The organism is Streptomyces sp. NPDC049954, from assembly GCF_040656295.1.
Lineage (GTDB): Bacteria > Actinomycetota > Actinomycetes > Streptomycetales > Streptomycetaceae > Streptomyces.
Map to the genome: position 1 here is coordinate 307,031 of NZ_JBFALS010000008.1, position 12,029 is coordinate 319,059.

Genomic DNA, 12,029 nt, shown 5'->3' on the forward strand with positions numbered 1-12,029 from the left:
GGCGGGCCCCGCGTGCCTCCCGCCCCCTGTCGCCCGGGGGGGGGGGGGGCCGCCCCGGGGGGGGGGGGCCGGGCCCCCCGGGGGGGGGGGGCGCCCCCCCCACCCCCCCCCCCCCCGCCCGTACACCTCGTCCGGCGCCCTCACTCGGGGCTCCCGGCCTCCTCGGCCGGCTGCGGCGCGGGGCCCGTCGCGGGGGGCCCTCCCGCCGGGGGCGGTCCCGCGGGTGCCTGCGGGGCGGGGGCCCCGGTGGCCCACGGGCCCTGCGGGGCGGGGGCGGCCCGGCGGACGGGCGCCTCGGGGGCGGGGGCCGGCGAGAAGGCGGGGCCGGAACCGTGGGCGGCCCCCAGGGTCTGCTCGGCCTTCCTGCGGATGTCGTCCGCGACCTGCCGGGTGTCCGTCAGGACATCGCCCTGCTCCTCGACGAGTTGCTGGTAGATGGGTGTGGGGGAAGACACAATCTGGACTCTCTGCCTTATCAGGGGCTTTCGTGCGTCGGCCCCTCGCGGGGGCGACGGGCTCACGCGGTGAGGATGGCAGACGCCTCGCCGGTCGCCGACCGGGGGGTCCTCTCCTGCGGCACGGCCTCGGCGACCCGGGCCCGGGCGACGGCCAGGGCGGCGTCGATCGTACGGGTCCCGGTGGAGACGCAGAGGGTGTAGGTCACGTCGTCGAGCTGCCGGCGGGTCTCGGCGGTCGGCCGGTCCTGACCGGTGAGCGATGCGTAACGGGCCAGGAGCTTGCGCAGGACGACGGGGTGAGCGAGCAGCACGGTCACGTCCCTTCTTTCACACCGAGGTGCGAGACACGGAGGATTCTTGTGCTCGGTTACCCGGGGAGGTGTAGACCATGCCTACCCATTTCGGCCATTCGTTCGAGCGATCCCGGCCATATCCCCCGGAGCCCGGGACGGCGAGGTCAGGGACGCCAGTATCCGAGAGCGTGGATCTGGCGTCTGGGCGCGGTGAGCACGGAGCGCGCCCGCGCGGCGAGAGCCCGGGTGGTGACGGTGTCGCAGGCGATCCACACGTACACGCCGGAGGGGTCCTTGACGAGGCCCGGCAGGGCGGAGCCCACCTCCTCGACGAGCCTCGCGCCGGCGCGCTCCCGGGGAACCCTGCGCACGTCGTGCCGCACCGGGTCGGCCCGCACCGCAAGCCGCTCGTCGGAGGCGTGCCGCGTCTCCAGCCAGACGGTGGCCGGGATGGGGCCGAACGCGTCGAGAAGGGAGTTGACGGCGGGCAGTGAGGCGGTGTCACCGACGACGAGGAGCTGCGCGGGAAGCGGATCGGGGGCCGTGAAGGCCGTGCCCTGGAGCGTCGCGTCGATCGTGTCGCCGGGCCGGGCGGAGCGGGCCCAGTCGCCCGCCGCGCCCGGGTGCAGGGCGAATTCGAGGGAGAAGGTGCCCGCCGCGGGGTCGGGGTCCACGAGGGTGTAGGCACGCTGGTGCGGTCTGCCCGAGCGGCTGAACCAGACGCGGACCCACATCGTCGGATGGGTGCCCGCCGCCGCGAGCAGGCCGCCGTCGGTGAAGTGCACCCGCAGGTAGTGCTCGGTGACGTACTCGGCCCCGGTCACCGTGAGGGTGAAGTCCTTGCCGCGCAGCAGTTTGAGGACCGCGCCCTCCCAGCCGTGCCCCATCGGCCGCCCTCCTGTCGACGGGCGTCGTCCGTGATTGCCGACGCCCCGCGAACCCACTAAGTTAGGTCAGCCTAACCTCATGGGCGGCGGGTCGGTACGCGTGTACGGCACCCGCTTCGAGTGATCCCCCGGCCCGGACGGCCTTTCGGGGGCCGGAACGGCAGGGAGCGTGGCATGACGGTCGAGGTGCACCGGGACCGGTGGGGCGTACCGAGCGTGCGGGCCGGGGACGTCCTCGCGCTCGCCCGCGCCCAGGGACGTGAGACCGCCCGGGACCGGGGCTGGCAGATCGAGGTCGAACGCCACCGCGCGCAGGGCACCTCGGCCGCCTTCCTCGGCGAGGAGGCCCTGGAGTGGGACCTGTTCGCCCGCAGGGCCCGGCTCGCCGACACCGCGCGCCGCTGCGTGGAGCGTCTGGACCCCGCGACGCTGAGCTGGCTCAGCGCGTACACCGAGGGTGTCTCCGAGGGGCTGGCCGGGGCGGGCTCCCTCGCCCCGGAGTTCGCGGCCGCCGGGGTGCGTCCCGGCCGCTGGGAGCCGTGGGTGCCGCTCGCGGTGTGGCTGTCGACGCACGTGCTGTTCAGCGGGCTGCCCTCGAAGTTGTGGCGGGACGTGGCGCGGCGCGCGCTGGGTCCCGCGGCGGTCGGCTGGTTCGCCACCGACGGTCCCGCGACGGCCGGCAGCAACGGCTGGCTGCTGCCCGGCTCCCGCACCGCCTCGGGCTCCGCCCTGCTCGCCGGGGACCCGCACCGGATCATCGAGGCGCCCGGGGTGTACCAGCAGATCCACCTCGCCTGCCCGGAGTTCGACGTCGTGGGACTCGCGATGCCCGGCGTCCCCGGGATCGCGCACTTCGGGCACACCGGTTCGGTCGCCTGGGGCATCACCAACGCCATGGCCGACTACCAGGACCTGTACCGCGAGAAGCTGCGCCGGCGCGGCGGCCGGGTCGAGGCGCGGGGCCCCGAGGGCTGGCGGGAGGTCGCCGCGCACACCGAGACCGTCGAGGTCCGGGGCGGGGAGCCGGTCACCGTGGAGATCGTCGAGACCGGACGCGGACCCCTGGTGGCGGGCGGCGCGGACGAGGGGACGGGCGTGAGTCTGCGTCACGTCCCGCGCGTCGAGGGCGATCTCGGCTTCTCCGCGCTGCTGCCGCTGTTGCGGGCCCGGACCGTGGCCGACGTGGACGCGGCCGTGGACGCCTGGGTCGAACCGGTCAACGTGCTGATGGCCGCCGACACCGCCGGCGGGCTGCTGCACCGGGTCGCGGGCAAGGTCCCGGTGCGGCACCGGGACAACGGCTCGGGCACGGTGCCGGCGTGGCAGGCGCGGTACGCGTGGCAGGGGCGGTTCGCCGAGCCGCCGCGTGCGGCGGTGCCCGAGTGCGGGGCGGTGATGGCCAATCAGGCCGGTCTCGCCGCACCGCTCGGTGTCGAGTTCGCCGCACCCCACCGTGCCGCCCGGATCAGGGAGTTGCTGGATTCGCGGGAGCGGTGGACGGCGCGCGACATGGCCGCCGTGCACACCGACACCCACCTGGGCTCCGCGCGCACGCTGCTCGCGCTGCTGCCGCGGGCCGACGAGCTGGACGCGGCGGCCGGGGCGGTACGGGAGCGGCTGCTGCGCTGGGACCGGTCGATGGCCGCCGACTCGGCGGACGCCGGTCTCTACGCCTCGCTGCGGGGCACGGTCGTGCGGCGGCTGACGGCCCATCCGGTGTTCGCGCCGCTCGCCGCGCTCGCCGCCGAGGAGGGCGCCCGGCTGCCCGCGGTGTTCGCCCCCTGGCTCGCGTTCCCGCCGCGCGTGGCCTTCGCGCTGGACACGTTGCTGACCCCGGGCGCCGTGCCCGGTCTGGACCCGGCGGCCGAGGTGGCGGGCGCCCTCGCCGAGGTGGCCGGATCGGGTGAGCGGGCCCGCCCCTGGGGGGAGGCGCATGTGCTCGCCGCGTGGCAGGCGCTCCCGGAGCCGGCCGCGCCGGGGCCGGGGCTGAGCGGCGACCACGACTGCGTCCTGTCCACCTCCGGGGTCCCCGGCCTCGCCGAGCACGCCTGGCGTGGCCCGGCCGCCCGCTGGGTGTGGGATCTGGCCGACCGGGCGGACAGCGGCTGGGTGGTGCCGTTCGGCGCGCACGGGACGCCCGGGCACCCGCACGCCTACGACCAGTTGCCGCTGTGGCGCAAGGGTGCCCTCGTCCCCGTGCCCGCCGCGGCCACCCGACCGGCCGGGGCCGCCGGACCCGGCCCCTCCCCCGCACCCGGCGTACAGAAGGAGTCCCCTCTCATGGCGACAGATTCCACGGCGGCGGACGTCACGCCCCTGCACGAGGAGGCCGTCGAGGGCTTCGGCACCGTGACGGTCGTCCCGGTCGACCCCAGGCGCGACGGCGGGCTGATCCACCGCTGGGTCTCGCAGGAGCGGGCGAGGTTCTGGGGGATGGTCGGCAAGAGCCGGGAGGAGGTCGAGGACATCTACTCCTACCTCGACTCCCTGACGACGCATCACGCCTATCTGGTGCTGCGGGACCGTGAACCGGTCGGGCTGTTCCAGACGTACGAGCCGGCCGCCGACGTGGTCGGCGAGTGCTACGAGGTCGCCGAGGGCGACTTCGGGGTCCACCTGTTCATCGCCCCCGCGGAGCACGGCAGGCAGGAGGGGTTCACCGGGGTCCTGCTCCCGGTGTTCCTGCGCTTCGTCCTGAAGGAGCCCTCCCGCCGGCGCATCGTGGTGGAGCCCGACGCGCGCAACGAGAAGGCGGTGGCCCGGCTGGTGCGCACCGGGTTCGAGCTGGGCCCGGAGATCGACTTGCCGGACAAGCGCGCCCGCCTCGCGTTCCTGCGCAGGGAGACGGCGGCCGGACTGCTCTGAGGCCGGGGCCGGGCTCAGTCCCCGAGCCGCTGTTCGGCGAGGCCGAGCGCGTGATCGACCTCCCCGGGCCCGAAGTGGCGTACCGCCCAGTCGGTCGTCCGCAGGCTCATGTGGGCCCACAGCGGGCGCAGCCGCTCGGGGGCCACGGCGTCCAGGAGCGCGTCCAGACGCCGTACGACCCCGGGCGGAGCGCCCTGCGCGTGCGCGCCGAACCGGAGGGTGACGAGGTCGAGGAGTCGGTCGCCGCGCCCCGCGCCGTCCCAGTCGATGACCGCGGTGACCGTGCCGTCGACGGTCAGCAGATTGCCGGGGTGGAAGTCGAGGTGCACGGCGTCGTCGCCCGCGAGGAGCCGGGGTCCTTCGACGGCACGTACCCGGCGTTCGAGCGCCGCCGTGCGCGGGCTGTGCAGGCGCAGTGGTCCGTGGAGGCAGAAGCCGGGGCCGTCCTGGTCGAGATGGAGCGCGATCCGCGGCACCTCCGGGCGGCCGGCGAGGAGACCGGCCTGCCGGTCGAGCAGGGCGAGCGCCTGATCGAGCAACCGGTGGTCGAGGCGCTCGGCGGGCGTTCCGGGCAGGAGTTCCTGCACGGTGACGGTGTCCGGCCCGACCTGGGCGGACAGGAGCGTCGCCGGGACGGGGGCCCCGGCCGCGCGCACCGCCTCGGACACCGCCTGCGGCCCCGCCCGGTAGTCCTCGGCCCGTACCCCGGGGCGCCGCTTGAGGACGTGACGGCCCCCGTCCGCGCCCCTGACGTAGGCGGCGCCGACCTGCCCGCCGGGGCAAGGGCCCAGGACCGTGTACCTGTGCCCCGTCGCCTCGTACAGCTCGTCGACGAGCGAGTGCGCGTCGAGACGTCTCACGCGCACGGTGTCCGCCACTCCCCCGGCTTTCCCGGTACGGAGTTCAGCGTCGGCCCAGGCGCCGCGCACCACCCGGGTCGACCTGGTAGGTCAGCTCGTAGTGGGCGAAGATCTTGGGCTCGTCGTCGGCGAGCAGTTCCCCGTCGGTGTCGATCGAGGGGGCGTCCTTCACCGTCTTCTTGTCGTAACGGACCTTCAGCTGCCCCGGCCCGACGGTCGCCCCGTCCAGCGGGACGAAGACGAGCCTGCGTTTGGTCGGCAGTCCGACCACCACCGTCCCGAACGCCGGGAGGTCGGTGGCGGTGTCGACGTAGATCGCCTCCAGCGAGCCGATCTTGTGGCCCTCGGCGTCCACGACGTCGTGACCGCGCCAGTCCCGGATGTCCCCGGCTTCGAACACGTCCTGCCTCCTCCTGCTGCTGTCCCCGCTCGGTGCCCGCCCCTCTGCTGAGGTCGGATGCCCCGGGGGCGACCGGCCATACGCGGGTGAGCGTACCGGCCGGTGCGGCGCCTGCGCGGAAGCCGCGACGGACCGTGCCGCGACTGCCGGGTTTTCGCCGGGCTCACCGCATGGTCCACACTGTCCGGATGGTGGGGGAGCTTCCCGAGGAGAGCAGTACCTTCGTCGGGCGTGAGGGTGAACTGAAGCTGCTGGTGGAGGCCTTGTCCTCGTCCACGCGCCGGCTGGTGGCACTCACCGGCGGTGGCGGTATCGGGAAGTCCCGGCTGGCGCTGGCCGCGGCGCGTGCGGTCGAGGACCGGTTTCCCGACGGTGTCCGCTGGGCGGACCTGAGCCCGGTGACCGGGGACCGGCTGCTGGTGTCCGCCGTCTCGAAGGCCGTGGGCCTCGCCGACCAGACGCCCCGTCACCCCGTCGAGGCGCTGTGCGCGTTCCTCGCCACCAGGCGACTGCTGCTCGTCCTGGACTCCGGGGAACAGGCGTGGGCGGCCGGCCGGGACCTCGTGGGCGACCTGCTGACGGCGTGCCCGGGGCTCACCGTCCTGGTGGCCTCGCGCCGCTGCTTCGGTCTGGCCGAGGAGAAAGTCCTCGAACTCGGTCCGCTGCCGGCGGACGGCCCGGACGCGCTCGCGCTGTTCACCGAGCGGGCGGTCACGTGCCGGGGGCGGCTCGCACACGCGGACCTCGCGGAGGCGGGCCGGATCTGCCGGCGCCTCGAAGGCATCCCGCTGGCCCTCGAACTCGCGGCCGCGCAGACCGCGCACGCGACACTCCGGGAGATCTCCGCGGGCCTCGGTTCGCGCCTGGACACCGGGGCGGCCGCTCCGGACGGGCGGCCGGAGCGGCATCGCACGATGGCGACCGCGATCGGCTGGAGCCATGAGCTGTGCCGGCCCGCCGACCGGCTGCTGTGGGCCCGGCTGACGGTGTTCGGCGGGAGCTTCGACCTGCCCTCGGCGCGCGCGGTGTGCACGGGCGGGCCGTTGACCGAGACCGGGGTGAGCGAGGGACTGGAGCGGCTGACGGCACAGTCCGTACTGCACCGGCGGGGCGGGCGGTACTGGATGCTGGGCGCCGTGCGGGACTACGGCCGGCGCTGGCTGACCGCGCTCGGGGAGCACCAGGAGGTCGCCGGGCGGCATGCGCGGCATTTCCTGCGGCTGCTGCGGCTGGCCGACGCGGAGTGGCTCGGGCCGCGGCAGATCACCTGGTTCACGTGGTCGCGCGAGGCGTACACGGATCTGTGCGCGGCGCTCGAACACCTGCTGGGTGAGCGGCCGGACGAGGCGCTGGACCTCGCGGGCCGGACGGTCTTCTTCTGGACCTGCTGCGGACGGCTGCACGAGGCGCGCGCCTACCTGGAGCTGGCGCTGTCCCAGCCCAGCACGCCCGGCCCGCACCGCACCCGGGCCATGTGGGCGCTGGGCGTGGCGCTCGCGCTGCACGGCGAGTACGCGTCGGCGCGGGAGCTGAGCGAACGGTGCGGGTTCGCGGCAGCCGAGGACGGCGACGCGGAGGGGGTGCTGGGCGCCGCCTACGCGGGCGGGCTCACGGCACTGCTGGCCGGACGGCCGCAGGAGGCGCTGCTGATCGTCGACACGGCGCTGTCCGCCGCGCCGGGCCCCGATCTCGCCTCGGGGTCGCGGCTTCGCTGCCTGCTGGTACGGGTCTTCGCGTACACGGCGCTCGACAGGCTCGCGGAGGCCGGGGCCGAGGCCCAGCGGCTGCGCAAGGACTGCCTGGCGATCGGGGAGCGCTGGACGCTGTCGTACCTGGACTACCAGCTCACGCTGATCCGGCTGTCCCAGGACCGTCCCGTGGAGGCACTGCGGTACGCGCGGGCCTCACTGGAGAGCAAGCGCGCGATCGAGGACGCCTTCGGCTCGGCGCTGGGCCTGGACCTGTTGACGGCCGCGCTGAGTGCGGCGGGCCGGCACGAGGCGGCGGCCCGGATGGCCGGGGTCGCCGACTCCTACTGGCGCACCACGGGCCACCCGCAGCGCGGTACTCCGGAGCTGGCGCCCCTCAGGGAGCGGTTCGAGCAGCTCGCGCGGCAGTCGCTCGGGGCGCCGCGCTACGAGGGGGCGTTTCGCGCGGGGCTCGCCGCCGACCACCGCGAGGCGCTCGGCGCCTGGCTGGACGGCGAGCACTGACCCGGCTTCCGCCGGGGCGACCGGGGCGTGGCCGGTGGTGCGGAACGGACGGCGGCCCCCGGGGCGGTCGGGAAACCGCCGGGGGCCGTCGTCCTCAGGCTCTGCACTCGGGATCACCGCGGCCAGGGGAAGGTGTGGGTTTCCTCATGGCCGCCGTCCCTCCCGGGCGCGGGGCACCTGATCGGGGGTCGACGTACGACGTGGTCTGTCTCTGGCCTTCATCGTGTACTCCCCTGCTCGCTCGGGGGTGTGTCGTCCTTGAAGGCCGCGTGCCCCTGCTTCCGGCGGGCAAACCGGCGCGGGGTCGCGGAAACCTCGGCTCTCGCTCGATCCCCGTGACGCGCGGCGGGCGGGAGGACGGAGAATTCCGCCATGGAACACGAGAGGGCGGCGTACGCGGCAGTGGACACGGACGGTGGCGCGGAGGCTCCCGTCGTCCTGGTGCCGCTGGCCGTGGGGCACGCGGAGGCGATGGCGGAAGTACTGGCCGATCCCGCGCTGTACACGTTCACCGGCGGGAGCCCACCGGACGCGGCGACGCTGCGGGCGCGGTACGCGCGCCAGGTGGCGGGTTCGCCCGATCCCGCGGTGACCTGGCTGAACCTGCTGATCGTGGCGGAGGAGGGCGGTTTCGCGGGCTATGTGCAGGCGACGGTCACGGACACCGGTCGCCGCGCGGAGCTGGCCTGGGTCGTCGGTACCGCGTGGCAGGGCCGGGGCCTGGCGCGCCGGGCCGTCGCCGTACTGGTGCGGCGGCTCGCCCGGGACGGGGTGCGGGAACTGGTGGCGCACGTGCACCCGCACCACCTGGCCTCGCAGTCCGTGGCCCGCGCGGCCGGTCTCGCCCCGACGGCCTTCGTGGTGGACGGCGAACAGCGGTGGGAGGGCCGCGTCGCTCCGTGAACCTCAGCCGGCGGTCCGCTCGTAGCGCAGCTCGGTGAGCACGGGACCGCCGTAGTCGTCGAGCCGTTCCGCCCCGTCGGCCCGGTATCCGGCGCGTTCGTAGAAGCGACGGGCGCGTGTGTTGCCCGCGAGCACCCACAGCCGGGTGCGGTGCTCCACGCGGGTGTGCACGGCCTCGATGAGGAGCCGGCCCACTCCGGTGCCGATGCGGTCGGGTTCGGCGTAGAGGGCGTACACCTCGCTCACGCCGGAGACGGTTGCGCTGTGCTCGTCCCGGTAGGGGCCCATGCTCACCCAGCACAGCGGCGCGCCGTCCTCGTCGACGGCGAGCAGGTCGGTGACGGTGGCCCGGCTGCGCCGGAACCAGTCGGCGCGGGCGCGGGACACCGCGCCACGCCGTCCGCCGGTCACCCGCCGTCCCTCTCCTCCTCGATCTCCGGGCGGGCCCTGGGTTTGTAGCCGAGGCGTACGGCCCGACGCTCCAGCAGTTCGAAGGCCGTCTGGGGGAAGGGGTAACCCCAGTGCCCGATCATGCCGGCCGGGTCGGTGGACAAGGTCCGCACGACCCGTAGGGCAGCGGCGAACCGCAGCACGAACTCGTTGAACGGAACGTGCGCGCGGAAGACGACGCTGCCGCGTTCGGCGCTCCACACCTGGGCGGCGTCGCCGGGCTCGTCCTGGTGGAAGGCGTGCACGACCACGCTCAGTCCGCCGTGCGGATCGCTCACCAGGTCGACGAAGTGCCCTCCCGCGACCTCCCGCTGCCAGCGGCAGCTCACCGACCTCCTCCCCTCCAGGAGGAGGTTCACGGAATCGACCAGTTCCGGGAATCCGTCGTTCAGCCAGTGGTTCCTGATCTCGACGCTTTCGACGCCGTCCGTCAGGCGCAGGGTGCACCAGCCGTAGGAGAACTCGATTCCCACGTCGAACGATCCCATTCCGCGAACCTCCTTTTCCGGGGGAAGGCCGTGGGCTCTCAGCCGTAGGCCGCGCAGCCGGACCAGTTGTTGCCGACTCCGGCACCGGTGTACATGGTCACCACGTCCTTGCTGCTCTTGTCCCAGACTATGACGGCGAGTCCGCCACTACTGTTCGTGATCTTCTTGGCCTGGTACGGACAAGCACGCGCGGAGGTCGCGGACGGCGGTACGGCCTGCGTCGCGGTACTGGCGAAAGCCGGGGTGGTCAGCGTCAGGCCGACGAGCGTGGTCGAGATGGCCGACTCGGCTCCCCTGTCAGGCAGTTGCGGGGCCGCCGGAGGCGGTTGCGCCCGGGCGGTGGCGTCGCGGGTGTGGCGCACCCTGGCGAAGGGGTGGCGCGGGTGGCCGGTTTCCGCCCACGCCAAGGGGATCAGGGCCGTTCGGACCGGTGCCCGTGTACGCGGCGGGCATATGCTGGACCGCCACGACGAGGGGGCAAGTGATGCCGTCGGACGCCCGAATCCTCTTGGTCGACGACCACCGGGACACCCTGTTCGCCCTGGAGAGCGTGCTGGCTCCGCTCGGCCGGCCGGTCGTACTCGCGCAGAGCGGGGACGAGGCCCTGAAGACCGTGCTGCGCGGCGGGGTGGGGCTCGTCCTGCTGGACGTCGTGATGCCCGGCACCGGCGGGCTCGACGTGGTGCGCTACATGCAGGGCGTGGACCGGGCGCAGGACGTCCCCGTCGTCCTCATCACCGGTCTCGGCCCGGACCGTGAACTGTCCCAGCGGGCGCACGAGTTGGGGGTGGCCGATCTGCTGGCGAAGCCGGTGGACCCGTGGACCCTGCGGACCAAGGCACGCTTCCTGCTGCGGCAGTACGAACGGGTGCGGGGGCTGGAGGAGGAGCTGCGGGAGCTGCGGAGCGGCCCGGAGGGGCACGGCAGGCCGCGACCGGGCGGGCCCCGCACCCCGGGGAGCGGGGAGGAGCCGGCCCCGGGGCGCCCCCGTCCGCAGCAGCCGCCGGCCGGCGGGGCGCGGCCGCGTTCCCCGCTGGACGCGCGCCGGGGCTGAGCGGGCGGAGAGCACCGGGGCCCGTGCGGGGCGCCGGATCAGGCGGCAGGCAGGGCCTGCTCGATCACCGCGAGCACCTCGGGGGCGTCGGGCTCGGTCTGCGGGGCGAACCGGGCGAGGACCTCGCCCGCACCGTCGATCACGAACTTCTCGAAGTTCCACCGGATGTCGCCGGTGTGGCCCTCGGCGTCGGGGGCGTCCACGAGCTGCTGGTACAGGGGGTGCCGGTCCTCGCCGTTGACCTCGGTCTTCTCGGTCAGCGGGAAGGTCACGCCGTAGGTGGCGGAGCAGAAGGAGGCGATCTCCTCGGCGCTGCCGGGCTCCTGGCCCATGAACTGGTTGCAGGGCACGCCGAGTACGGAGAATCCCCGCGCGGCGTAGGTCTCGTGCAGCCGCTCCAGGGCGGTGTACTGCGGGGTGAGGCCGCACTTGGAGGCGACGTTGACGATCAGCAGGGCCTTGCCCCGGTACTGGTCGAGTGCGGCGGGGCCGCCGGTGAGGGCGTCGATCTTCACATCGTGGACAGTCATGTCCCGCATCGTACGACCGGGCCACGGGGGGCCGGACCGGTGGTCGGGTTCAGTCGGAGCCGACCGGCAGGACCGCGAGGACGGTCTTCCCGCCCCGCCTGCCGGGGCTGACCGTGACCCGGTCGGCGAGGGCGTGCACCAGGGTCATCCCGCGGCCACGCTCGGCGACGGTGCTGCCCGGCAGGGCCACGGGCAGGTGGTCGCCGTCGTCGTGGACCTCCACCACGAGCCGCCCGGTGCGGGCGCGCAGCCGAAGACGGCAGGCGCTGTTGCCGTGTTCGGCGGCGTTGGCGACGAGTTCGGAGACGACCAGTTCCGCGTCCTGCGCCCGCGAGCGGGAACAAGCCGCCCCGGACGCCGCGCCCGGCCGTCCGTCCAGGAAGTCCCTGGTCATGTGGCGGGCCCAGCGCGCCGAGGCCGGGGTCCGGGGCAGTGCGTACTCGACCTGGGCGTACCGCCTGGCGCGGTCCACGGTGCTCACCTTCCCGGGCCCTTTCCGTACGGCCGTCTCGTCCGGCCGTACGGAAAGGGCGATGCGTCGTCCCCCTCCGTCTTCCCGCCCAGGTGATCGATAGTCGGCCACGCGTACGAGAAGGACGGGGAGTGCGGGGCGGTGACGGGGGCGGGA

The 12,029-nt window shown here is 74.6% G+C and carries 14 protein-coding genes; 4 read left to right on the plus strand and 10 right to left on the minus strand.

Translation table 11 applies throughout. The features are described 5' to 3' along the window. Positions 1 to 140: 140 nt before the first annotated feature. The 3 genes from AB0J21_RS20820 to AB0J21_RS20830 all read right to left on the minus strand — a co-directional run bounded on the left by AB0J21_RS20820 (position 141) and on the right by AB0J21_RS20830 (position 1,638). The gene (locus tag AB0J21_RS20820; RefSeq protein WP_363147506.1) at positions 141 to 455 is read right to left on the minus strand and encodes a hypothetical protein; all 315 of its coding nucleotides are present in this window, start codon (positions 453 to 455) and stop codon (positions 141 to 143) included. A gap of 62 nt (positions 456 to 517) precedes the next feature. Then, entirely contained in the window at positions 518 to 775 is a 258-nt protein-coding gene (locus tag AB0J21_RS20825) for a DUF5133 domain-containing protein (RefSeq protein ID WP_363147507.1), read from the minus strand. Positions 776 to 915: 140 nt separating this feature from the next. Continuing rightward, on the minus strand, positions 916 to 1,638 hold the full coding sequence (locus tag AB0J21_RS20830) for a siderophore-interacting protein (RefSeq protein WP_363147508.1): 723 nt from the start codon (positions 1,636 to 1,638) through the stop codon (positions 916 to 918). A 174-nt stretch (positions 1,639 to 1,812) separates the two neighbouring features. On the opposite strand from AB0J21_RS20830, the gene AB0J21_RS20835 reads away from it, so the two are divergent. Beyond that, on the plus strand, positions 1,813 to 4,503 hold the full coding sequence (locus AB0J21_RS20835; protein ID WP_363147509.1) for a GNAT family N-acetyltransferase: 2,691 nt from the start codon (positions 1,813 to 1,815) through the stop codon (positions 4,501 to 4,503). Positions 4,504 to 4,517: 14 nt separating this feature from the next. Here AB0J21_RS20835 and AB0J21_RS20840 read toward each other — a convergent pair whose 3' ends face one another. Continuing rightward, positions 4,518 to 5,369 (minus strand): aminoglycoside phosphotransferase family protein, encoded by an 852-nt coding sequence (locus AB0J21_RS20840; RefSeq protein ID WP_363147510.1) that lies wholly within the window; start codon positions 5,367 to 5,369, stop codon positions 4,518 to 4,520. Between the two features lie 37 nt (positions 5,370 to 5,406). Further along, positions 5,407 to 5,763, minus strand: a complete 357-nt coding sequence (locus AB0J21_RS20845) for a PRC-barrel domain-containing protein (protein WP_363147511.1) — start codon at positions 5,761 to 5,763, stop codon at positions 5,407 to 5,409. 188 nt (positions 5,764 to 5,951) lie between these two features. Between AB0J21_RS20845 and AB0J21_RS20850 the strand changes: the two genes are divergently transcribed. After that, positions 5,952 to 7,976, plus strand: coding sequence for an NB-ARC domain-containing protein (locus AB0J21_RS20850; protein ID WP_363147512.1), 2,025 nt, complete (start codon positions 5,952 to 5,954; stop codon positions 7,974 to 7,976). A gap of 372 nt (positions 7,977 to 8,348) precedes the next feature. Then, entirely contained in the window at positions 8,349 to 8,879 is a 531-nt protein-coding gene (locus AB0J21_RS20855; RefSeq protein WP_363147513.1) for a GNAT family N-acetyltransferase, read from the plus strand. Between the two features lie 3 nt (positions 8,880 to 8,882). Here the strand turns inward: AB0J21_RS20855 and AB0J21_RS20860 are convergent, their stop codons facing one another. Genes AB0J21_RS20860 through AB0J21_RS20870 form a run of 3 tightly spaced genes read right to left on the minus strand, consistent with a single transcriptional unit; the run spans position 8,883 to position 10,224 of the window. Next, on the minus strand, positions 8,883 to 9,290 hold the full coding sequence (locus tag AB0J21_RS20860) for a GNAT family N-acetyltransferase (RefSeq protein WP_363147514.1): 408 nt from the start codon (positions 9,288 to 9,290) through the stop codon (positions 8,883 to 8,885). Beyond that, complete coding sequence (locus AB0J21_RS20865) at positions 9,287 to 9,817, minus strand: hypothetical protein (RefSeq protein ID WP_363147515.1); 531 nt, start codon at positions 9,815 to 9,817, stop codon at positions 9,287 to 9,289. The genes AB0J21_RS20860 and AB0J21_RS20865 overlap by 4 nt, the downstream gene beginning before the upstream one ends. A 38-nt stretch (positions 9,818 to 9,855) precedes the next feature. Then, positions 9,856 to 10,224, minus strand: coding sequence for a hypothetical protein (locus AB0J21_RS20870; RefSeq protein ID WP_363147516.1), 369 nt, complete (start codon positions 10,222 to 10,224; stop codon positions 9,856 to 9,858). A 77-nt stretch (positions 10,225 to 10,301) separates the two neighbouring features. Between AB0J21_RS20870 and AB0J21_RS20875 the strand changes: the two genes are divergently transcribed. Then, on the plus strand, positions 10,302 to 10,871 hold the full coding sequence (locus AB0J21_RS20875; protein WP_363147517.1) for a response regulator: 570 nt from the start codon (positions 10,302 to 10,304) through the stop codon (positions 10,869 to 10,871). 38 nt (positions 10,872 to 10,909) lie between these two features. Here AB0J21_RS20875 and AB0J21_RS20880 read toward each other — a convergent pair whose 3' ends face one another. Continuing rightward, entirely contained in the window at positions 10,910 to 11,401 is a 492-nt protein-coding gene (locus tag AB0J21_RS20880; RefSeq protein WP_363147518.1) for a glutathione peroxidase, read from the minus strand. 49 nt (positions 11,402 to 11,450) lie between these two features. Beyond that, entirely contained in the window at positions 11,451 to 11,873 is a 423-nt protein-coding gene (locus AB0J21_RS20885; RefSeq protein WP_363147520.1) for an ATP-binding protein, read from the minus strand. Between the last annotated feature and the right edge of the window lie 156 nt (positions 11,874 to 12,029).

What these genes read in the sequence shown, in the direction of transcription:
- AB0J21_RS20835 (WP_363147509.1), top strand. Translation starts at nt 1,813, where the DNA reads ATGACGGTCGAGGTGCACCGGGACCGGTGGGGCGTACCGAGCGTGCGG.
- AB0J21_RS20875 (WP_363147517.1), top strand. Translation starts at nt 10,302, where the DNA reads ATGCCGTCGGACGCCCGAATCCTCTTGGTCGACGACCACCGGGACACC.
- AB0J21_RS20865 (WP_363147515.1), bottom strand. Translation starts at nt 9,817, where the DNA reads ATGGGATCGTTCGACGTGGGAATCGAGTTCTCCTACGGCTGGTGCACC.
- AB0J21_RS20830 (WP_363147508.1), bottom strand. Translation starts at nt 1,638, where the DNA reads ATGGGGCACGGCTGGGAGGGCGCGGTCCTCAAACTGCTGCGCGGCAAG.
- AB0J21_RS20855 (WP_363147513.1), top strand. Translation starts at nt 8,349, where the DNA reads ATGGAACACGAGAGGGCGGCGTACGCGGCAGTGGACACGGACGGTGGC.
- AB0J21_RS20880 (WP_363147518.1), bottom strand. Translation starts at nt 11,401, where the DNA reads ATGACTGTCCACGATGTGAAGATCGACGCCCTCACCGGCGGCCCCGCC.
- AB0J21_RS20850 (WP_363147512.1), top strand. Translation starts at nt 5,952, where the DNA reads ATGGTGGGGGAGCTTCCCGAGGAGAGCAGTACCTTCGTCGGGCGTGAG.